The sequence below is a fragment of the Streptomyces sp. NPDC051214 genome (assembly GCF_040682375.1).
GTDB lineage: Bacteria > Actinomycetota > Actinomycetes > Streptomycetales > Streptomycetaceae > Streptomyces.
The window spans coordinates 466,642-485,749 of sequence record NZ_JBFBAT010000008.1 but is presented as its reverse complement, the minus strand read 5'-3'; the positions used below and the strand labels follow the sequence as shown (position 1 = coordinate 485,749).

Below are 19,108 nucleotides of genomic sequence, written 5' to 3'. Positions count from 1 at the left end.
AACGCCCGGTTACATTCCGAACCCGGAAGCTAAGCCTCACAGCGCCGATGGTACTGCAGGGGGGACCCTGTGGGAGAGTAGGACGCCGCCGAACTCAATTTATAGCCGTGGTCCCTGGACTTATTGTCCAGGGACCACGGCTTTTTTGTGTTTCCGGGGCCTTTCCGGGCTTGGGTCACCCCTCTGCACCGCCGGCTGACAACTGACGGTAAGGTCAGGGGGCATCATCGGCTCGTTTCCCACAGGAGGCCCCCGGGTGGAGGTCCAGGAAACTCGCGTCCAGACGGACCGGGTCCTCACCATCCCGAACATCCTCAGCATGGCGCGCCTCGTCGGCGTACCTCTCTTCCTGTGGTTGATCCTCAGGCCGGAGTTCGGCGGTCCCAAGAGTGACCACTGGGCGCTGTTGGTGCTGATGCTGAGCGGTATCAGTGACTATCTCGACGGCAAGCTGGCCCGACGCTGGAACCAGATCAGCAACCTCGGGCGGTTGCTCGATCCGGCCGCCGACCGGCTCTACATCCTGTCGACATTGGTCGGGCTCACCTGGCGGGAGATTCTGCCGCTCTGGCTGACCGCGGCGCTGCTGCTGCGTGAGCTGATGCTGCTGGTGATGGTCTGGATCCTCAGGCGCCACGGCTATCCGCCGCCCCAGGTGAACTTCCTGGGCAAGGCTGCCACCTTCAACCTGATGTACGCCTTTCCACTACTGCTCCTCAGTGATGGAAGTGGCTGGATCAACACTCTCGCTGCTATTTTCGGATGGGCGTTCGCAGGATGGGGTACAAGTCTGTACTGGTGGGCAGGGATCCTCTACGTGGTCCAGGTCCGCCGCCTTGTCCGTGCAGACACCACGGCCGATTGAGCTTGCTGATTTGGCAGCTGTAGAGGCTTGCAGTCCCGTGAGCGACATTCACGGGTCTATTTCGGCTGGCTAAGTCGGCTAGATCGTCGTCTATTGAGGAGGACGCTTCCGACATGAAGGCCGTCGTAATGGCCGGAGGCGAAGGCACGCGCCTTCGCCCTATGACCTCGAGCATGCCCAAGCCGCTCCTGCCTGTGGCCAACAGGCCCATCATGGAGCATGTGCTGCGGCTGCTCAAGAGGCATGGGCTCACCGAGACCGTAGTGACAGTCCAGTTCCTGGCCTCCCTGGTCAAGAATTACTTCGGCGATGGTGAAGAGCTCGGGATGGAGCTCACCTATGCCAATGAGGAGAAGCCACTCGGCACTGCCGGGAGTGTGAAGAACGCCGAGGAAGCACTGAAGGACGATGCGTTCCTCGTGATCTCCGGGGACGCACTGACTGATTTCGACCTCACCGAGTTGATCAACTTCCACAAGGAGAAGGGCGCGCTCGTCACCGTCTGTCTGACGCGCGTCCCCAACCCGCTGGAATTCGGCATCACCATCGTGGACGAAGAAGGAAAGGTCGAGCGCTTCCTGGAGAAGCCGACCTGGGGGCAGGTCTTCTCCGACACGGTGAACACGGGCATCTACGTCATGGAGCCCGAAGTCTTCGACTACGTCGACGCCGACGTGTCGGTGGACTGGTCCGGCGACGTCTTCCCGCAGTTGATGAAGGAAGGCAAGCCCATCTATGGGTACATCGCCGAGGGCTACTGGGAAGACGTCGGCACGCACGAGAGCTATGTGAAGGCTCAGGCCGACGTACTGGAACGCAAGGTCGACGTCGAACTCGACGGCTTCGAGATCTCGCCCGGTGTGTGGGTTGCCGAAGGCGCCGAGGTCCATCCCGACGCCACCCTGCGCGGACCGCTCTACATCGGCGACTACGCCAAGGTGGAGGCGGGCGCCGAGATCCGTGAGCACACGGTGCTCGGATCGAACGTGGTGGTGAAGGCCGGTGCCTTCCTGCACAAGGCCGTCGTGCACGACAACGTCTACATCGGTCAGCACAGCAACCTGCGGGGCTGTGTCGTCGGGCGGAACACCGACATCATGCGGGCCTCCCGCATCGAGGACGGAGCCGTCATCGGCGACGAGTGCCTGGTCGGTGAGGAATCGATCATCCAGGGCAATGTCCGGGTGTATCCGTTCAAGACGATCGAGGCCGGCGCGTTCGTCAATACCTCTGTCATCTGGGAGTCCCGGGGTCAGGCCCATCTCTTCGGGGCGCGCGGTGTCTCCGGGATCCTGAACGTGGAGATCACGCCGGAGCTGGCGGTGCGGCTCGCGGGGGCGTACGCCACGACCCTCAAGAAGGGCTCGACCGTCACCACGGCCCGTGACCACTCGCGAGGTGCGCGGGCGCTGAAGCGAGCGGTGATCTCGGCCCTGCAGGCCAGCGCCATCGACGTACGGGACCTGGAGAACGTGCCGCTGCCCGTGGCGCGGCAGCAGACCGCTCGGGGCAGTGCCGGTGGAATCATGATCCGGACGACGCCCGGGGTCCCGGACTCCGTCGACATCATGTTCTTCGACGGACGCGGCGCCGACCTCTCGCAGGGGAGTCAGCGGAAGCTGGACCGGGTGTACGCGCGTCAGGAGTACCGGCGGGCCTTCCCCGGCGAGATCGGGGATCTGCACTTCCCGTCCAGCGTTTTCGACTCCTACACGGGTTCGTTGCTGCGCAATGTCGACACCACGGGTGTGGCCGAGTCGAATCTGAAGGTCGTCGTCGACGCCTCAAACGGAAGTGCGGGCCTTGTGCTGCCGAGCCTTCTGGGGCGGCTCGGCGTCGACGCGCTGACGATCAACCCGGGGCTCGACGAGTCACGACCGACCGAGACCTACGAGGCGCGCAGGTCGGGCCTGGTGCGGCTGGGCGAGATCGTGGCGTCGTCGCGTGCCGACTTCGGTGTGCGTTTCGACCCGGTCGGTGAGCGGCTCTCGCTCGTCGACGAGAAGGGGCGGATCATCGAGGACGACCGGGCGCTTCTCGTGATGCTCGACCTGGTCGCCGCGGAACGCCGCAGTGGCCGGGTCGCGCTGCCGGTCACGACGACGCGCATCGGCGAGCAGGTGGCCGCGTACCACGGGACGCAGGTGGACTGGACGACCACGTCGCCCGACGATCTGACACGTGTGGGGCGTGACGAGTCGACCATCTTCGGTGGCGACGGCCGGGCCGGGTTCATCATTCCCGAGTTCAGCAGCGTCTTCGACGGTACGGCCGCGTTCGTGCGGCTCATCGGTCTCGTGGCGCGTACGCAGCTCACGCTGAGCCAGATCGACGCGCGTATTCCGCGTGCTCATGTGCTGCGGCGTGACCTCGCGACGCCGTGGGCGGTCAAGGGGCTCGTGATGCGGACCGTGGTGGAGGCCGCGGGGGAGCGTTCGGTGGACACCACCGATGGCGTGCGGGTCGTGGAGTCCGACGGGCGGTGGGTGCTCGTGCTGCCCGACCCGGCGGAGGCCGTCACCCATCTGTGGGCCGAAGGGCCCGACGACGCGTCGGCCCAGGCGCTGCTCGACGAGTGGTCCGCCGTGGTGGACAGCGCCGGTCGCTGACCGCCGGCGCCCGACCGGACGGCACCCCAAGGGGTGCCGTCCGGCACACCGGTGGGGCCATTCGGAGGTAGCGCCCGCGACGTGCGACGATGTGCGGCATGCCGCAGCAGCCCCCCGTTCGGAGCACCCCCTCGCGCCCCCGGCGTCCGGACGCCTCCATGTCGCTGCTGAACACGGTCATGGACCACAGTCTGGACGAGGGGTACGCCGAGGCGGCGGCCCGCAAGAAGGCCAGTGGTGCCGGTGGCGTGCCGCGTCCGCTGCGGGCGAAGCTCGGTCTGGCCCTCGGTCTTGTGCTCGCGGCCCTGGTGGTGACGGTGGGTGCCGCGCAGGCGCGGATAGCGGCTCCGGTGGTCGCCAAGGAGCGCGCGGAGCTCATCGACCGGATCGAGTCGGCGACCTCGGACGCCGACGAGCTCGAAGGGGACGTCGAGACGCTCCGCGACGACGTGGGCGAGCGGCAGCGTGAGGCGCTGAAGAAACACGGGGGCAGCCAGGGCGAGTTGGTGTCCCTGCTCTCCGGTGCCACCAAGGTCCATGGGGCCGGCGTGAAGCTTGTGGTGGACGATGCCAAGGAAGCCGACCAGGGCGGGGGCGGGCCGCGCGAGAGCGCGGGGTTCTCCGACACCGGGCGGGTCCGCGACCGTGACATGCAACGGGTCGTCAACGGCCTGTGGCAGTCCGGCGCGGAGGCGATCGCCATCAACGACCAGCGGCTGACGGCACTGTCGGCGATCAGGGCCGCGGGGGACGCGATACTGGTCGACAACAAGCCGCTGGTGCCGCCGTATACGGTGCTTGCCGTGGGCGACGGGCAGCGTTTGAGCACGAGATTCCAGAACAGTCGCGACGGTCAGTATCTGCATGCTCTGCAGGAGAACTTCGGCGTCCGGACCAGCATTTCCGTCCAGGATGACGTCCGACTGCCGGCAGCACCGAGTGTGACCGTACGTACAGCAGAGCCGAAGGCAGGAAAGGGCACATCGTGATCGCCGTACTGGGCCTCGTCGTGGGAGTCGTGGCCGGATTGTTGGTCCGGCCCGAGGTTCCGGCCGTGGTCGAGCCGTACCTTCCGATCGCCGTGGTGGCGGCACTCGACGCGGTGTTCGGAGGCCTGCGCGCGATGCTCGACGGCATCTTCGACGACAAGGTCTTCGTGGTGTCGTTCCTCTCGAACGTGGTCGTGGCAGCCCTGATCGTGTTCCTGGGCGACAAGTTGGGCGTGGGCGCCCAGCTCTCCACCGGTGTCGTGGTGGTGCTCGGCATCCGGATCTTCTCCAACGCCGCCGCCATCCGCCGACACGTCTTCAGGGCGTGACGCGGATGGGTACAGAAGAGACGCCCGGGGGCGACAACCGGAGCAGGGAGCTGCCTCCGGAGGTACGTGGCGTGCCCGCGGAGCCCGGCGACGGCGCGGCGTCCGGACGGGACGAGCAGCGGGACACGCAGCACGACGAGCCGCAGGACGCGAAGGCCCCGCTCAGCGGCCGGCAGCGGCTGGCCCAAGGGCTGTGGCCGCCTCGCGTCACGCGCCCGCAACTCATCGTGGCCCTGCTGCTGTTCGTCCTTGGGCTCGGTCTTGCCATCCAGGTGCGCTCCAACAACGACAGCAGCGCGCTGCGCGGGGCACGTCAGGAAGATCTCGTACGCATCCTCGATGAACTCGATGACCGTACACAGCGTCTGGAAGGTGAGAAGCAGCGTCTCGAGGACCAGCGCACCGGGCTGGAGAACAGCTCGGACCAGGCCGAGGAGGCCCGCAAGCAGACGGTCGAGAAGGAGCGTCAACTCGGCATTCTCGCGGGCACCGTGGCGGCGCAGGGTCCTGGAATCACGCTGACCATCGATGACAAGAAGGGGTCGGTCGAGGCGGACATGCTGCTTGACGCCATCCAGGAGTTGCGTGCCGCGGGTGCCGAGGCCATCCAGATCAATGATGTACGCGTAGTGGCCAACACCTATCTTTCGGATACGGACAGTGGTGGTGTCCGGGTGGACGGCCGCAAGGTCGGCAAGCCCTACCGGTTCAAGGTCATCGGCAAGCCGCAGGACCTCGAGCCGGCGCTGAACATCCCAGGTGGAGTGGTGCAGACTCTGGAGAAGGAGCAGGCCACCGCCACCGTGACGCGAGCGGAGAAGATCGTGGTGGACGCCTTGCGAGCGGCGAAGCGGCCTGACTACGCTCGGTCGTCGTCCCAGTGAGGCGGGGGTGCATGGGGGCCGCCGGTCAAGGGCATGAGGTTGCGGGGGGTCGGCGCACTGTAAGCGTGGTGCGTGGTGGAAACTGTTTGGTGGATACGGACGTTGTGAGGATGTCTGTGCTGCCGATGTACGCCGGTGTGTGCAATCAGGGTTCGTCCTGCCCCACGGGCGGGTCTGTTTCGGTCAAGGGGAATCGCCCGTGAAGTTGTTTGCGAAGTTGTTCGGCAAGAGCGCACGTGAGGACAGTGGCAATCCCGCCACCGCCCGGCACCGTGCCCCGCGCCATGGAGATGCCGAGGAGCAGGGCGCCGAGCGCCCGATGTTCCGTGACCAGGTCGGTGGGCCAGGCGGTGACATTTCGGGCGCGCAGGGCGCGTCGTCTGTTGACCCTGCCGGTCCGGGCCGCATAGGTTTCGGAGAACCGTCAACCTCAAGTACGGGTGGAGGGTTTACCCCCGATCCGTACGCATCGAATGCCCCCGCGGGGCAGCCGCGGCAGGAGGATCCGTCCATGGCCCTGGTGTGTACGAGGTGCGGGAACCGCAACGCCGAGGCGAGTCGGTTCTGCTCCAACTGCGGCGCGCCGCTGCGGGCCGGGGCCGCGCCGGAGCGTCCGTCCGAGACGACCTCGACGATCTCCATCTCGGGCCTCGAGGCCTACGACGCGGAGGTGACGGGGCAGACCGCCTCGCCGGCCCTCTCGCCGGAGGCCCAGGCCGCCGTTGACGCACTGCCGCTCGGTTCCGCGCTCCTCGTGGTGCGTCGTGGGCCGAACTCGGGCAGCCGCTTCCTTCTGGACGGCGAGCTGACCACGGCGGGGCGCCACCCGCAGAGCGACATCTTCCTGGACGACGTGACCGTCTCGCGCCGTCACGTGGAGTTCCGTCGCCTCGGGGACGGTTCCTTCACCGTCGCCGACGTGGGCAGCCTCAACGGCACGTACGTCAACCGTGAGCGCATCGACTCGGTCGCGCTGTCGAACGGCGACGAGGTGCAGATCGGCAAGTACCGGCTGGTCTTCTACGCGAGCCAGCGGGGCATCGGCATCTGACCCTCCCCCGGCTTCGTCCGGGGGGACCCCCAGGGAAGGTTCATGCTTCAAACACCGAGGGGCGGTGCCGGGAACGGCACCGCCGCCGAGGACCGTCGGACGATGAGCATCGGCGCGGTGCTGAACGCGCTGCGTGACGAGTTTCCCGAGGTCACGATCTCCAAGATCCGGTTCCTGGAGTCGGAAGGGCTCGTCGAGCCGGAGCGCACGCCCTCGGGCTACCGCAAGTTCAGCCCCCAGGACGTCGAGCGGCTCGGTCACGTCCTGAGGATGCAGCGTGACCACTATCTGCCGCTCAAGGTGATCCGGGAGCACCTGGACGCCATGGAGCGCGGAGAGCGGGTCTCTGTGCCCTCTCTGGGGCAGCCCCGCGAGCCCGGTGACGCCTGGGGCGTGAGTGACGCCGCGGAGCCCACCGCCGCCCGTGTGGGCCGTGCGGAGCTCCTTGCCGCCGCCGAGATCGACGCGGAGCAGCTCGCCGACTGGGAGGCGTACGGGCTCATCGCGCCCCTGCCGGACGGTGGTTATGACGCGGAGGCCGTGACGGTCGCCGCGCTCGTCGTGGAACTTGGGCGATTCGGTATCGAACCCAGGCATCTGCGCGCCATGAAAACGGCGGCCGAACGTGAGGCCGGCCTGGTCGACCAGGTCGTCGCGCCGCTGCGCAGGCACCGCAATCCGCAGACCAGAGCCCATGCGGAAGCCCGTATGAAGGAACTCGCCGGGCTGACCGGAAAGCTGCATTCTGCACTGGTACAGACGGCGCTCGGGGTCCGGTTGCCCTGACTCAGGGGGTGCCCGACTACCCAAACCGGCCGGGCACGTCCTAGGGTTGCTGTGTGAACGAGCTCGACGTCGTAGGTGTCCGGGTGGAAATGCCCTCCAACCAACCGATCGTGCTCCTGCGTGAAGTGGGAGGCGATCGATACCTCCCCATCTGGATCGGACCAGGGGAGGCGACCGCGATCGCCTTCGCACAGCAGGGGATGGCGCCCGCACGGCCGCTGACCCACGACCTGTTCAAGGACGTGCTGGAGGCGGTGGGTCAGGAGCTCACCGAGGTGCGCATCACGGACCTCAGGGAAGGTGTCTTCTACGCGGAGCTGGTCTTCGCCAGTGGAGTCGAGGTGAGCGCCAGGCCGTCCGACGCCATAGCGCTCGCGCTCCGTACGGGAACGCCGATCTACGGCAGCGACGGTGTCCTCGACGACGCGGGCATCGCCATTCCGGACGAGCAGGAGGACGAGGTGGAGAAGTTCCGCGAGTTCCTCGACCAGATCTCTCCCGAGGACTTCGGCACCAACAGCCAGTAGGCCGTCGTTTCCGGGGCCCTGCTGACCATTCGGCTAGCCTTTCCCGGCGGTGCGGGACAGCAAACCACTCTTAGGGTGATTATCACTCGGCGTGCCGAGTGTGGCGATCGTTGACGAGCCCCTGGTGACTGCCTACCGTCGTGCAGGCAGGTCAAGGACGGAGGTCGGCGTGAGAAGCAGCGGCGACGGTACGGCGATGGGTGGGCCGTATCCGCTTCACAGCAGCACGGCCGGTCACTCTCCACAGAGGCCGATGGCGGTTCAGGGGAGCGTTCAGGGGAGCGGGGACGCCACGTCCGGACAGTCCGAACAGGAACAGATCGGTTACCGGGGACCGACCGCGTGCGCGGCCGCCGGGATCACGTACCGACAGCTCGACTACTGGGCCCGTACGGGCCTCGTGGAGCCCAGTGTGCGGTCCGCGGGCGGTTCGGGGACCCAGCGGCTCTACAGCTTCCGGGACGTCGTCGTCCTGAAGATCGTGCGGCGCTTCCTCGACACGGGTGTGTCCCTGCAGAACATCCGGACCACGGTCCAGCATCTGCGGGACCGCGGTTTCCAGGACCTGGAGCGGATGACGCTCATGAGCGACGGCGCGACCGTCTACGAGTGCACGTCGCCCGACGAGGTCCACGACCTGCTCCAGGGCGGGCAGGGCATCTTCGGGATCGCCGTGGGCGTCGTGTGGCGGGACGTGGAGGGTGCTCTCTCGCAGCTGCACGGGGAGCGGATCGACACCGGGGAGACGCTGGTGCGCCAGAACCCCGCCGATGAGCTCGCGAGGCGGCGCAACAGGGCCGTGTGAGGCTGCGTTGTCAGTGGCGTAGGGCAGCATCAGAGGTGTGAGAACCGCGCCCACGATCCTGCATCTCGACATGGATGCCTTCTACGCGTCCGCAGAGCAGGCCGCGAAGCCGAGTCTGCGCGGGAAAGCCGTGGTCGTGGGCGGGCTCGGCCCGCGGGGCGTGGTGGCGACGGCCTCGTACGAGGCGCGGAAGTTCGGTGTGCACTCGGCGATGCCGATGGGGCAGGCGCGGCGCCTGGCGCCCAATGCCGCCTATCTGGTGCCCCGCTTCGGGCTCTACCGCGAGATCAGCGACCAGGTGATGACGCTGCTGCGCGAGCTGTCGCCGCTGGTGGAGCCGCTCAGTCTGGATGAGGCCTTCGTCGACCTGGAGGCGGGCGGGGTGGCCGACGACCGGGCGTCCGCGCTGGAGGTGGGCGAGCGGCTGCGCGCGGACATCAAGGCGGTGACGGGGCTCGCGGGATCGGTCGGGCTCGCCGCGTCCAAGATGCTGGCGAAGATCGCCTCGGAGGAGGCCAAGCCCGACGGGCTGCGGCTGATCGTGCCGGGCACCGAGCGGGACCTGCTCGCGCCGATGTCCGTGCGGACCCTGCCCGGCGTCGGTCCTGCCACCGGGGACCATCTGCGGCGGGGCGGGATCACCACGGTGGGGGAGATCGCGGAGGCGGGCGAGGACGAGCTCGTACGGCTCCTGGGGAAGTCGCACGGCAGCGCGCTGTACGCGATGGCGCTGGCGCGGGACGAGCGGCCCGTGGTGGCCGAGCGGGAGTCGAAGTCGGTCAGTGTCGAGGACACGTACGACGTGGACATCCACGACCGGGTCCGGGTCAGGGGCGAGGTGGCGCGGCTCGCCGAGCGGTGTGTGGAGCGGCTGCGGGCGGCCGGGCACTCGGGGCGGACCATCGTCCTGAAGGTGCGGCGGTTCGACTTCTCGACGCTGACCCGCTCCGAGACGCTGCGTGGGCCCACGGACGACCCCGGGGTGGTGCGTGAGGCCGCCGCGCGGCTCCTGGAGTCCGTGGACACCACCGGAGGGGTGCGGCTCCTCGGGGTGGGCGTCACGGGGCTCGCGGACTACACGCAGGAGGACCTCTTCGCGCAGGCGCAGGCCCAGGCGGAGGCAGAAGCTCGGGCGGAAGCCGCGGAGGCCCTGGAGACGCAGCAGGAGGCCGAGGAGGAGCGGGCCGGGCAGGAGCGGGTCGGGGCGGACGCGGCGCAGCCCGTCGCGGTGGCCGAGGCGGTGGTGGAGCCGGCCGTTCCCGCCGAGCGGCGGTGGGCCGCCGGGCACGACGTGCGGCATGCCGAGTACGGGCACGGGTGGGTGCAGGGCAGTGGCCTGGGGCGGGTGACGGTGCGCTTCGAGACGCCCGAGGCGTCGGCGCCGGGGCGGGTGCGGACGTTCCGTACGGATGATCCGGCGCTCGAGCCCGCCGACCCGCTGCCCCTGGTGACGGCTCCCGAGGCGGTGGAGCCGCGGTGACGCCGGGGGTGCCTGCCCGCCGGGGTCACCTGGGCCGCCGCGCGGGTGTCAGGGGCTCTCCTGGCCCGCGATGTTGCCGAAGTCCTTGTCCGGCGGTGATGTGGACGGCGGGGGCGTGATGTCCAGGCCGTAGTGGTGGTAGAGCTGCAGTTCCTGTTCGGGGGAGAGGTGGCGGCCCACACCGAAGTCGGGGGCGTCCTTGATCAGTGAGCGCTCGAAGGGGATGAGCAGGGTGCCGTCGCTCCTGAGCTCGCTCGGTTCCAGGGGGACGAAGGTGTCCCGGCTGAACAGGCCCGTGCGTATGGCCGCCCACTCCGGGGCGCCGGTGGCGTCGTCGAGATAGACCTCGTCGATCGTGCCGATCTTGGCCCCGTTCCGGTCGAACGCCTTCCGGCCGATCAAATTGCGCGGATCGATGTCGGTCTGCACGGGCCCTCCAACTGGTCGAGGCTTGTCGAAGTGGGGCGTAACTCATCCTCGTTCGTTCGCAATCACTACGAAAGAGCACTTCGGGGCAGGTGGCCACTCGAGGGAACGGTCACGGTCCTCGCTGGTAGGCTGGCGCTTGGCTGCTGACCCCGTGCGGGAGAGCTCTCCGGTCGAGACACCGGAGGCGCCGAAGGAGCAACTCCTCCCCGGAATCTCTCAGGCCCCTGTACCGCACGGACGAGGTCACTCTGGAAAGTAGGGCGGGCGTCGGGCGGGCACGTCCGGTCCCCTTCCTCACCGACGGTGAAAGCCGGTACGGCGCCTCTCGCGGGGCACGGACCGGTGAAACTCTCAGGTTGAGATGACAGAGGGGGAGGCCGTCCGGGTACCCGCGCCGTGGTGCCCCTCGCAGGTCGCGTCAGACCAGGAGGCCTCCGCAATGACCGCCACACCTCGTATCCCGCTCTCCCAGCTCGAACAGGGCATTCCCTTCGAGCAGCGGCACATCGGTCCCGATGTGGAAGCACGGGCCAAGATGCTCGCGCAGGTCGGGTACGGCTCGCTCGACGAGCTCACCGCGGCCGCCGTGCCGGATGTGATCAAGAACGCCGAGGCGCTGAACCTGCCCGGGGCGCGCTCCGAGGCCGAGGTGCTCGCCGAGCTGCGCTCCCTCGCCGACCGCAACCAGGTCCTCGATTCCATGATCGGACTTGGTTACTACGGGACCTTCACGCCGCCGGTGATCCTGCGGAACGTCATGGAGAACCCCGCGTGGTACACCGCTTACACGCCGTACCAGCCCGAGATCTCCCAGGGGCGCCTCGAGGCGCTGCTCAACTTCCAGACCGTCGTCGCCGAGCTGACGGGGCTGCCCACCTCCGGTGCGTCGCTGCTCGACGAGGGAACCGCGGCCGCCGAGGCCATGGCGCTCTCGCGGCGCATGGGCAAGGTCAAGGACGGTGTCTTCCTCGTCGACGCCGACGCGTTGCCGCAGACCATCGCCGTGATCCAGACCCGCGCCGAGCCGACCGGTGTCGAGGTCGTCGTCGCCGATCTGAGCGAGGGCATCCCGGCCGAGGTCGCCGGGCGCGGTGTGGTGGGCGTGCTGATCCAGTACCCCGGCGCCTCCGGTGCCGTGCGCGACATCAAGCCGCTCATCGAGCAGGCGCACGAGCTCGGCGCCATCGTCTCCGTCGCCGCCGATCTGCTCGCCCTGACGCTGCTTACCTCGCCCGGTGAGCTCGGCGCCGACATCGCCGTCGGCACGACGCAGCGCTTCGGCGTCCCGATGGGCTTCGGCGGCCCGCACGCCGGTTACATGGCGGTGCGCGAGAAGTTCGCGCGCAGCCTGCCGGGGCGGCTCGTCGGTGTCTCCGTGGACGCGGACGGCAACAAGGCCTACCGGCTCGCGCTGCAGACCCGTGAGCAGCACATCCGCCGCGAGAAGGCCACCAGCAACATCTGTACCGCTCAGGTGCTGCTCGCCGTGATGGCCGGAATGTACGCCGTCTATCACGGGCCCGAGGGCCTCAAGGCCATCGCGCGGCGTACCCACCGCTACGCGACCGTGCTCGCCGCGGGGCTCACCGCGGGCGGTGTCGAGGTCGTGCACGGCGCGTACTTCGACACGCTGACCGTGCGGGTGCCCGGCAAGGCCGAGGCGCTCGTCGCCGCGGCCCGCGAGGGTGGCGTCAACATCCACCAGGTCGACGCCGACCACGTCTCCCTGGCCTGCGACGAGACCACCACGCGCAAGCAACTGACTGCGATCTGGGGAGCGTTCGGGGTCGAGGCCGACATCGAGGCGCTCGACGCGGAGAGCGCGGACACGCTCCCGGCGGGCCTCCTGCGCTCCGACGAGTACCTCACGCACCCCGTCTTCCACCAGTACCGCTCCGAGACCGCCATGCTGCGTTACCTGCGCAAGCTGGCCGACCGCGACTACGCGCTCGACCGCGGCATGATCCCGCTGGGCTCCTGCACGATGAAGCTCAACGCGACCACCGAGATGGAGCCGGTCACCTGGCCCGAGTTCGGGCAGCTGCACCCCTTCGCGCCCGCCCAGCAGGCGCAGGGCTATCTGACGCTCATCCGTGAGCTGGAGGAGCGGCTCGCCGAGGTCACCGGGTACGACAAGGTCTCGCTGCAGCCCAACGCCGGTTCGCAGGGCGAGCTCGCCGGACTGCTCGCCGTGCGTGGCTACCACCGCGCCAACGGCGACGAGCAGCGCACCGTCTGCCTCATCCCGTCCTCCGCGCACGGCACCAACGCCGCGAGCGCCGTGATGGCCGGCATGAAGGTCGTCGTCGTCAAGACCAGCGACGACGGCGAGATCGACATCGAGGATCTGCGCGCCAAGATCGAGAAGCACCGCGACGAGCTGTCCGTGCTCATGATCACCTACCCGTCCACGCACGGTGTGTTCGAGGAGCACGTCGCCGACATCTGCGCCCAGGTGCACGAGGCGGGCGGCCAGGTCTACGTCGACGGGGCCAACCTCAACGCCCTGGTGGGTCTCGCCCAGCCCGGCAAGTTCGGCGGCGACGTCAGCCACCTGAACCTGCACAAGACCTTCTGCATCCCGCACGGCGGCGGTGGCCCCGGCGTCGGCCCGGTCGGCGTGCGCGAGCACCTCGCGCCGTACCTGCCCAACCACCCGCTGCAGCCCGCCGCGGGACCCGAGACCGGTGTCGGTCCGATCTCCGCTGCGCCGTGGGGCTCGGCCGGAATCCTGCCGATCTCCTGGGCGTACGTACGCCTCATGGGCGGTGAGGGCCTCAAGCGGGCCACGCAGGTGGCCGTGCTCTCCGCGAACTACATCGCCAAGCGTCTCGAGCCGCACTACCCGGTGCTCTACACCGGTCCCGGCGGGCTCGTCGCGCACGAGTGCATCATCGATCTGCGCCCGCTGAGCAAGGCGACCGGTGTCAGCGTCGACGACATCGCCAAGCGGCTCATCGACTACGGCTTCCACGCGCCCACCATGTCGTTCCCGGTCGCGGGGACGCTGATGATCGAGCCGACCGAGAGCGAGGACCTGGTCGAGATCGACCGGTTCTGCGAGGCGATGATCAGCATTCGCGCGGAGATCGAGAAGGTCGGCGGCGACTGGCCCGCCGAGGACAACCCGCTGCGCAACGCCCCGCACACCGCGGCGGCGCTCGGCGGTGAGTGGGAGCACGCGTACAGCCGCGAGGAGGCCGTGTTCCCGGCCGGCGTGGTGGCGGCCGACAAGTACTGGCCGCCGGTGCGTCGCATCGACCAGGCGTACGGCGACCGGAACCTGGTCTGCTCGTGCCCGCCGCTGGATGCGTACGAGGACTGATATCGGGGCCTCGAACATGCGTGGGGGCCGGTCCGGAGTTGTGTCTCTCCGGGTCGGCCCCTTTGTTGTCTGTGCCGTGCGGCCGTCGCGTCAGGCGGCGGTCATGATCTTGTCCGTGCCCAGCGGTCGATGCGGGGCGATGATCTGGCCGTCCGGCAGCAGCTCACCGGTGTCCTCGAAGAGGAGGACGCCGTTGCACAGCAGGCTCCAGCCCTGCTCCGGGTGGCTCGCCATGAGGAGCGCGGCCTCCCGGTCTGCGGAGTCGGCTGTCGGGCACGGTGGTTGGTGCTGGCACATGGATGGGTTCTTTCGCTGCGGTGTGATGGCTGTGACGTCTGCCTTGCGGCTCGATGCGGTGTTCATGGCCGCCCCCCGTTGAGTCGGTCCGTTCCCAGTGTTGCCCTACGGGCGTCAATCCGCAGGGATTTAGCGGCAGCGCTCCTTACTGCTTAATGACGTATCACCCGCCCGGACGGTTCAGCCCAACTGCACTGTCTCTTCGGGTGGTTCGGGGTGGTCATACCGGGCTAGTCCGTATGGGCACCTCACGCGCCGAGCCCCGCGGCCTGGGCGGCGGCGGGGCACGGAGACGTGTACGGCGAGGTCAGGCGGGCGAGCCGAGCAGCGGTGCCGGAGTCATCCGGTGCGTGAGGACCTGCAGGAGTTCCGCGGCGCGGTGCGGGTGGTGTGCCGCGATGCCCGGGGGCGCGGGCGCGAGGGGCACGAGGACGTCCGAGGGCGCGAGATGGCCGCCCGCTCCGTCCGCGGTGCAGTCGCCGTGCAACCAGAGTGTCAGCATGTAAAGCTCGGGTACGGACAACAGTCGTGGTTGGTACGGCATTGGCATCGCTTCGGCATGACGAAGGGCGCGTTCCGTGGACGCTATGTACGGACCTTCGAAGAAGTGCGAGAAGGTCCACCCGTCGGGCGTGAGCATCGTGTCCGCCGCGGCGACGGCCCGCTCGCCCGCACGGATCATGAAGCGCCACCCCGCGAGGCTGGTGGGCGCGGTGCCCGAGGGGCTGATCCGGTCAAGTACGTGGACGGGCAACGGGAGTTCGGGACTGACGGGTCCCTGCGCGGCACGCAGGGACGGGGTGCGGGCTTCGCGTACGGCGGTGGGTGAACCTAGTGCCGCGAGGACGCTGCGCAGGGCGGGCGCGGGAGCCGGGGGGACTTGCAGCGGCATAGTGGGTCGCCTCTCTCATTCGACAGGCACGGTGGAACGAGGACAGGTGCGGACGTCGCTGTCTGCTCCGGGGCCAGAGGGGCGGGGGCTGGGGACCGCGAGCGCCAACTCTCTGCCTCGTCCGCGGAGTTTATACGACACGTGTTCAGGCAGTGTTTCGTCTAACCGCACCCGATATTGCCTGCAAGGCGTTATCCGGTCGCCATTTTGCGGGCTTTAACCCGATTCTGGAAGAGTCCGGACCTTTGACCTCGTATGTTTTACCGGAAGCGGTCGGCCGATTCTCGTCGGTGTTTTTTACCAGGCGTCGGTGCGAGGATTCCCCGGCGCACCCCATGCCTGGTGAATGTGCCGCTCGGATTTGGCATCGATCGTACTGGGCCAGGGGCATGTGCGGGGCGTTATCGATCACATTGCAGGGCATCATCCACCGAGACACAGCGGCCGGATCATTGGCTGCCCATCCGAGGAGGGGACGCTTCGATGGGGGAGAAGGTCGTAGCAGGAACGTTTGATCTGGCTGAGCGGCGCCGGTACAGGGACAAGCTCGCGGAGTGTCTGACGGGACTGCGGAGGTTGTTGGACGAGGAGCGGTTCGACCGGCCCAAGAATCTGATGGGCGTGGAGATCGAACTGAATCTCGCGGGGCCCGACGGCATGCCGAGAATGCTGAATGCCGAAGTTCTCGAACGGATCGCCAGCCGGGACTTCCAGACGGAACTCGGAATGTTCAATCTTGAAGTCAACATCGCGCCGCACCGATTGGGCGGACGTGTTCTCGACCGACTTGCCGAAGAGCTGCGCACCGGCCTCGCCTATGCGCACCGAAAAGCGAACGAGGTGAACGCCGGCATCGTGATGATCGGCATTCTGCCGACCCTCGCACACCACGACCTGGTCTCGGGGAACCTCTCCGACGTCGACCGCTACGCGCTGCTCAACGACCAGATCGTCGCCGCGCGCGGCGAGGAGTTCGTCCTGGACATCCAGGGCGTGGAGCGGCTCACCTGTACGTCCGCGTCGATCGCGCCCGAAGCGGCGTGCACCTCGGTGCAGTTGCACCTCCAGGTCACCCCGGGCCGGTTCGCCGACGTGTGGAACGCGGCCCAGGCCGTGGCCGCCGCGCAGGTCGCCGTCGGCGCCAACGCGCCGTTCCTGTTCGGCCGTGAGCTGTGGCGCGAGTCGCGGCCCCCGCTGTTCCTGCAGTCCACCGACACCCGCCCGCCCGAGCTCCAGGCACAGGGCGTGCGGCCGCGGACCTGGTTCGGGGAGCGCTGGATCAGCGACGCGTACGAGCTCTTCGAGGAGAACCTGCGCTACTTTCCCGCGCTGCTTCCCCTCGTGGACGACGAGGACCCGCTGGCGGTGCTCGACGACGGCCGGGTGCCGCAGCTCGCCGAACTCGTCCTGCACAACGGCACCGTGTACCGCTGGAACCGCCCCGTGTACGGCATCGCGGGCGGCGTCCCGCACCTGCGGGTGGAGAACCGCGTCCTGCCCGCAGGACCCACCGTCACCGACGTCATCGCCAACGCCGCCTTCTACTACGGCGTCGTACGCGCCCTCGCCGAGGAGCCCCGGCCCGTGTGGACCCGGCTGCCCTTCGACGCCGCGGCCCGCAACTTCGACACCGCCTGCCGCGACGGCATCGAGGCCCGGCTGCAGTGGCCGAAGCGGGGCAGGTCGGGCGGGATCGTGGAGGTGCCCGCGGTCGCCCTCGTACGCGACGAGCTGTTGCCGCTGGCCGCGGCCGGCCTTGACGCGTGGGGCGTGGAGCCCGCCGACCGCGACTTCTACCTCGGGGTCATCGAGGAGCGGTGCAGGCGCCGGGTGAACGGGGCGTCCTGGCAGGCGGCGACCTACCACCAGGCCCTGGAGACCGGGCTCGAACGCGAGGCCGCCCTCGCCGCGACCACCCGGCGTTACGCCGAGCTGATGCACGCGGGCGATCCGGTGCACACCTGGCCGGTGGGGCTGCCGGAGCCGGCCGTCCTGAGCTGAGGCGTACGGAGGCGGGCTCAGCCGTGGCTGCCCGCCTCCATGATGGCCTTGAGGATGACCGCGTGGATCTGCGCCGGGTCGTCGACCTGGTGGCCCGATCCACCGGTCGCCTCCGCGATCTGCACGACCTCTTCCTTGTCCGCGTTCGGGCCGACCGCGATGGCGATGAGCGGCACCGGGCGCTTGGGGTCGGAGAGGTTCTCCAGCTGCGCGATGAGGTTGCTGCGCGCGATCGAACCGGGATCCTGGTTTGCGCCGTCCGTGAGGACCACCAGGGCGTTGAACTTGCCGCGCGCGTAGGTGGAGGTGGCTTCCTTGTACGCCGCGAGCGTGGTGTCGTACAGGCCGGTCGCGCCACCCGGGATGGGGGCCAGGTCGCCGAAGGCCTCGGAGACCTTGTCCCGCTGGGTGCCCTCGCCCTTGCGGTCGCCCAGCCGTTCGGTGGGCACGAGCTTGCGGTAGTCGCGTTCGCCGTCCAGGAGGGTGGCGAACTCCCAGAGGCCGATCTCGTCCTCGTCGGTGAACCCCGCCAGTGCCTGGAGCAGCGAGGACTTGGTGACCTCCATCCGGGTCTGGCCCCGGCCCGGCACGAGCTCGCCCATGGAGTCCGAGACGTCGACGACCGTGCTGAGCCGGGCGCTCTGGACGGTGATCGTCCACATCCCGAGCGTCTCCTGGAGATCCTTCTCGGAGGGCGGCTCGCTCGCCTCGTCGCCGTACGGCTGGGGAGTGCGGCCGCCGGCCGCCGTGACGAGTTTCTCCGAGGGGGCGTCGGCGCCGGTCCTGAAGCCGTGCTTCTCCAGGATCGCGCGGCCCGCCTCATCGCTGAACAGGGTCATGAAACGCAGGGCCGCGCGGCTCTGGTCCGTGGACAGCTCGTCCTCCTGGACCAGCGTGTACGGGTAGTCGAGGCGCGGTGAGCCGTCCTTCGGGTAGAACATGTCCAGGCTGTTCTCCTCGCCCGCCGTCGCGTTGTGCGCGAACGCGGCCTGCTCGGAGAGGATCAGCGCGTGGTTGCGGCGCGGATTGCCCTGTTCGGTGCCGGAGGAGTCGCGGGCCAGGGTGTCCAGGAGCTGGCCGTCGCTGTCGGACGTGCGCGCGGACAGTGCCTTGGCCATCCCGGCTGCCTGGGTGTCGCCGTTCTTGCCGCCCGACTTCTTCGCCGACGCGCTCAGCTTCGTGAGCGCGAGCAGGCCGGTCGCGCTGCGCGCGGGGTCGGCGGCGCCCAGCCGCAGCTTGTCGCCTTTCATGGCCGCGCCGGTCAACTCCGGCCAGCTGTATGTCTTCTTGGGCCAGCCCAGGGTCTCGGCCGCGGCGGGGACCATGGCCATGCCAACCGGCGAGGAGGCTATGTTCCCGGCCGGCGAGACCCTGTCCTGCTTGCCGCCCAGGCCCACGCGCTGCAGCCACAGTTCGGAGTCCGGCACCCACACGTCGTACGCCGGAGCGTCTTTGCCCGTCCGTAGCTCGTCGGCCACCTTGTACGAATCACGGGCGCTCACCCGTACGTCGATACAGGCCCCGTCCGAGGTGATCTCCTTCTCGCGCGCGTCGTCGGCGGCCGCGCGCAGGGCGGGGGCGATGTCGGGGGCGGCCACGACGTCCAGTTCCACCGTGTCCTCTCGGCAGGAACCGCCGAAGCTCAGCAGGTCGCTGCGGACCGCGACCGCGGTGCCCGCCGCGACGGTCAGGACGAGTGCCGTCGCGATGGCCACGGTGCGGCCGCGGGTGCGTGGCCGAGGGTCGGGTGCGTCCGTCCCGTACTCATCGGGCAAGCTGTGACGTCCCATGGCGGTGGTGCCCCTCCTTGAGTGATGAAGCAAGGAAAGAGGAGGTGGC

At 68.7% G+C, this 19,108-nt stretch carries 16 protein-coding genes, 1 rRNA gene and 1 riboswitch; of the genes, 13 read left to right on the top strand and 4 right to left on the bottom strand.

The features are described from left to right. The 11 genes from rrf to AB0M70_RS23610 all read left to right on the top strand — a co-directional run. A 5S ribosomal RNA gene (gene rrf, locus AB0M70_RS23660) occupies positions 1-94 on the top strand; the annotation flags it as partial. 162 nt (positions 95-256) lie between these two features. Further along, entirely contained in the window at positions 257-865 is a 609-nt protein-coding gene (locus tag AB0M70_RS23655; protein WP_363213459.1) for a CDP-alcohol phosphatidyltransferase family protein, read from the top strand. A 113-nt stretch (positions 866-978) separates the two neighbouring features. Continuing rightward, entirely contained in the window at positions 979-3,474 is a 2,496-nt protein-coding gene (locus tag AB0M70_RS23650) for a mannose-1-phosphate guanyltransferase (protein WP_365822354.1), read from the top strand. An 89-nt stretch (positions 3,475-3,563) separates the two neighbouring features. Then, positions 3,564-4,463 (top strand): DUF881 domain-containing protein, encoded by a 900-nt coding sequence (locus AB0M70_RS23645; RefSeq protein ID WP_365822352.1) that lies wholly within the window; start codon positions 3,564-3,566, stop codon positions 4,461-4,463. Next, on the top strand, positions 4,460-4,792 hold the full coding sequence (locus AB0M70_RS23640; RefSeq protein WP_003988855.1) for a small basic family protein: 333 nt from the start codon (positions 4,460-4,462) through the stop codon (positions 4,790-4,792). Before AB0M70_RS23645 ends, AB0M70_RS23640 begins: the two co-directional genes overlap by 4 nt. Before the next feature lie 5 nt (positions 4,793-4,797). Beyond that, positions 4,798-5,676, top strand: a complete 879-nt coding sequence (locus AB0M70_RS23635) for a DUF881 domain-containing protein (protein WP_365822349.1) — start codon at positions 4,798-4,800, stop codon at positions 5,674-5,676. Positions 5,677-5,758: 82 nt separating this feature from the next. Then, positions 5,759-6,727 carry an FHA domain-containing protein gene (locus tag AB0M70_RS23630; RefSeq protein WP_160510116.1) on the top strand — a complete coding sequence of 323 codons (969 nt, stop codon included), beginning with the start codon at positions 5,759-5,761 and terminating at the stop codon, positions 6,725-6,727. A 42-nt stretch (positions 6,728-6,769) separates the two neighbouring features. Further along, on the top strand, positions 6,770-7,513 hold the full coding sequence (locus AB0M70_RS23625) for a MerR family transcriptional regulator (RefSeq protein ID WP_365822347.1): 744 nt from the start codon (positions 6,770-6,772) through the stop codon (positions 7,511-7,513). A gap of 53 nt (positions 7,514-7,566) precedes the next feature. Further along, the gene (locus AB0M70_RS23620) at positions 7,567-8,040 is read left to right on the top strand and encodes a bifunctional nuclease family protein (RefSeq protein WP_006123076.1); all 474 of its coding nucleotides are present in this window, start codon (positions 7,567-7,569) and stop codon (positions 8,038-8,040) included. Positions 8,041-8,209: 169 nt separating this feature from the next. Continuing rightward, positions 8,210-8,845: a MerR family transcriptional regulator gene (locus AB0M70_RS23615; protein WP_365822345.1), complete on the top strand. Its 636-nt coding sequence runs from the start codon at positions 8,210-8,212 to the stop codon at positions 8,843-8,845. Between the two features lie 37 nt (positions 8,846-8,882). After that, complete coding sequence (locus AB0M70_RS23610) at positions 8,883-10,325, top strand: DNA polymerase IV (protein ID WP_365822343.1); 1,443 nt, start codon at positions 8,883-8,885, stop codon at positions 10,323-10,325. Between the two features lie 48 nt (positions 10,326-10,373). Here AB0M70_RS23610 and AB0M70_RS23605 read toward each other — a convergent pair whose 3' ends face one another. After that, positions 10,374-10,754, bottom strand: a complete 381-nt coding sequence (locus AB0M70_RS23605; protein ID WP_365822341.1) for a PRC-barrel domain-containing protein — start codon at positions 10,752-10,754, stop codon at positions 10,374-10,376. A gap of 144 nt (positions 10,755-10,898) precedes the next feature. Then, positions 10,899-10,996, top strand: a riboswitch (glycine riboswitch). A gap of 197 nt (positions 10,997-11,193) precedes the next feature. On the opposite strand from AB0M70_RS23605, the gene gcvP reads away from it, so the two are divergent. Further along, entirely contained in the window at positions 11,194-14,079 is a 2,886-nt protein-coding gene (gcvP, locus tag AB0M70_RS23600) for an aminomethyl-transferring glycine dehydrogenase (RefSeq protein WP_365822339.1), read from the top strand. A 90-nt stretch (positions 14,080-14,169) separates the two neighbouring features. Here the strand turns inward: gcvP and AB0M70_RS23595 are convergent, their stop codons facing one another. Then, complete coding sequence (locus AB0M70_RS23595; RefSeq protein ID WP_361843540.1) at positions 14,170-14,376, bottom strand: DUF5999 family protein; 207 nt, start codon at positions 14,374-14,376, stop codon at positions 14,170-14,172. A 307-nt stretch (positions 14,377-14,683) separates the two neighbouring features. Then, on the bottom strand, positions 14,684-15,268 hold the full coding sequence (locus AB0M70_RS23590; RefSeq protein WP_365822337.1) for a hypothetical protein: 585 nt from the start codon (positions 15,266-15,268) through the stop codon (positions 14,684-14,686). A gap of 483 nt (positions 15,269-15,751) precedes the next feature. Between AB0M70_RS23590 and AB0M70_RS23585 the strand changes: the two genes are divergently transcribed. Further along, the gene (locus AB0M70_RS23585; RefSeq protein WP_365822335.1) at positions 15,752-17,269 is read left to right on the top strand and encodes a glutamate--cysteine ligase; all 1,518 of its coding nucleotides are present in this window, start codon (positions 15,752-15,754) and stop codon (positions 17,267-17,269) included. 17 nt (positions 17,270-17,286) lie between these two features. On the opposite strand, the gene AB0M70_RS23580 is transcribed toward AB0M70_RS23585, so the two are convergent. Continuing rightward, positions 17,287-19,059, bottom strand: a complete 1,773-nt coding sequence (locus AB0M70_RS23580) for a substrate-binding and VWA domain-containing protein (RefSeq protein WP_365822333.1) — start codon at positions 19,057-19,059, stop codon at positions 17,287-17,289. Between the last annotated feature and the right edge of the window lie 49 nt (positions 19,060-19,108).

Bases quoted from the DNA above. Each gene is read 5' to 3' on its own strand.
- AB0M70_RS23650 (WP_365822354.1), top strand. From the start codon at position 979: ATGAAGGCCGTCGTAATGGCCGGAGGCGAAGGCACGCGCCTTCGCCCT.
- AB0M70_RS23645 (WP_365822352.1), top strand. From the start codon at position 3,564: ATGTGCGGCATGCCGCAGCAGCCCCCCGTTCGGAGCACCCCCTCGCGC.
- AB0M70_RS23635 (WP_365822349.1), top strand. From the start codon at position 4,798: ATGGGTACAGAAGAGACGCCCGGGGGCGACAACCGGAGCAGGGAGCTG.
- AB0M70_RS23625 (WP_365822347.1), top strand. From the start codon at position 6,770: ATGCTTCAAACACCGAGGGGCGGTGCCGGGAACGGCACCGCCGCCGAG.
- gcvP (WP_365822339.1), top strand. From the start codon at position 11,194: ATGACCGCCACACCTCGTATCCCGCTCTCCCAGCTCGAACAGGGCATT.
- AB0M70_RS23595 (WP_361843540.1), bottom strand. From the start codon at position 14,376: ATGTGCCAGCACCAACCACCGTGCCCGACAGCCGACTCCGCAGACCGG.
- AB0M70_RS23590 (WP_365822337.1), bottom strand. From the start codon at position 15,268: ATGCCGCTGCAAGTCCCCCCGGCTCCCGCGCCCGCCCTGCGCAGCGTC.
- AB0M70_RS23585 (WP_365822335.1), top strand. From the start codon at position 15,752: ATGGGGGAGAAGGTCGTAGCAGGAACGTTTGATCTGGCTGAGCGGCGC.
- AB0M70_RS23580 (WP_365822333.1), bottom strand. From the start codon at position 19,059: ATGGGACGTCACAGCTTGCCCGATGAGTACGGGACGGACGCACCCGAC.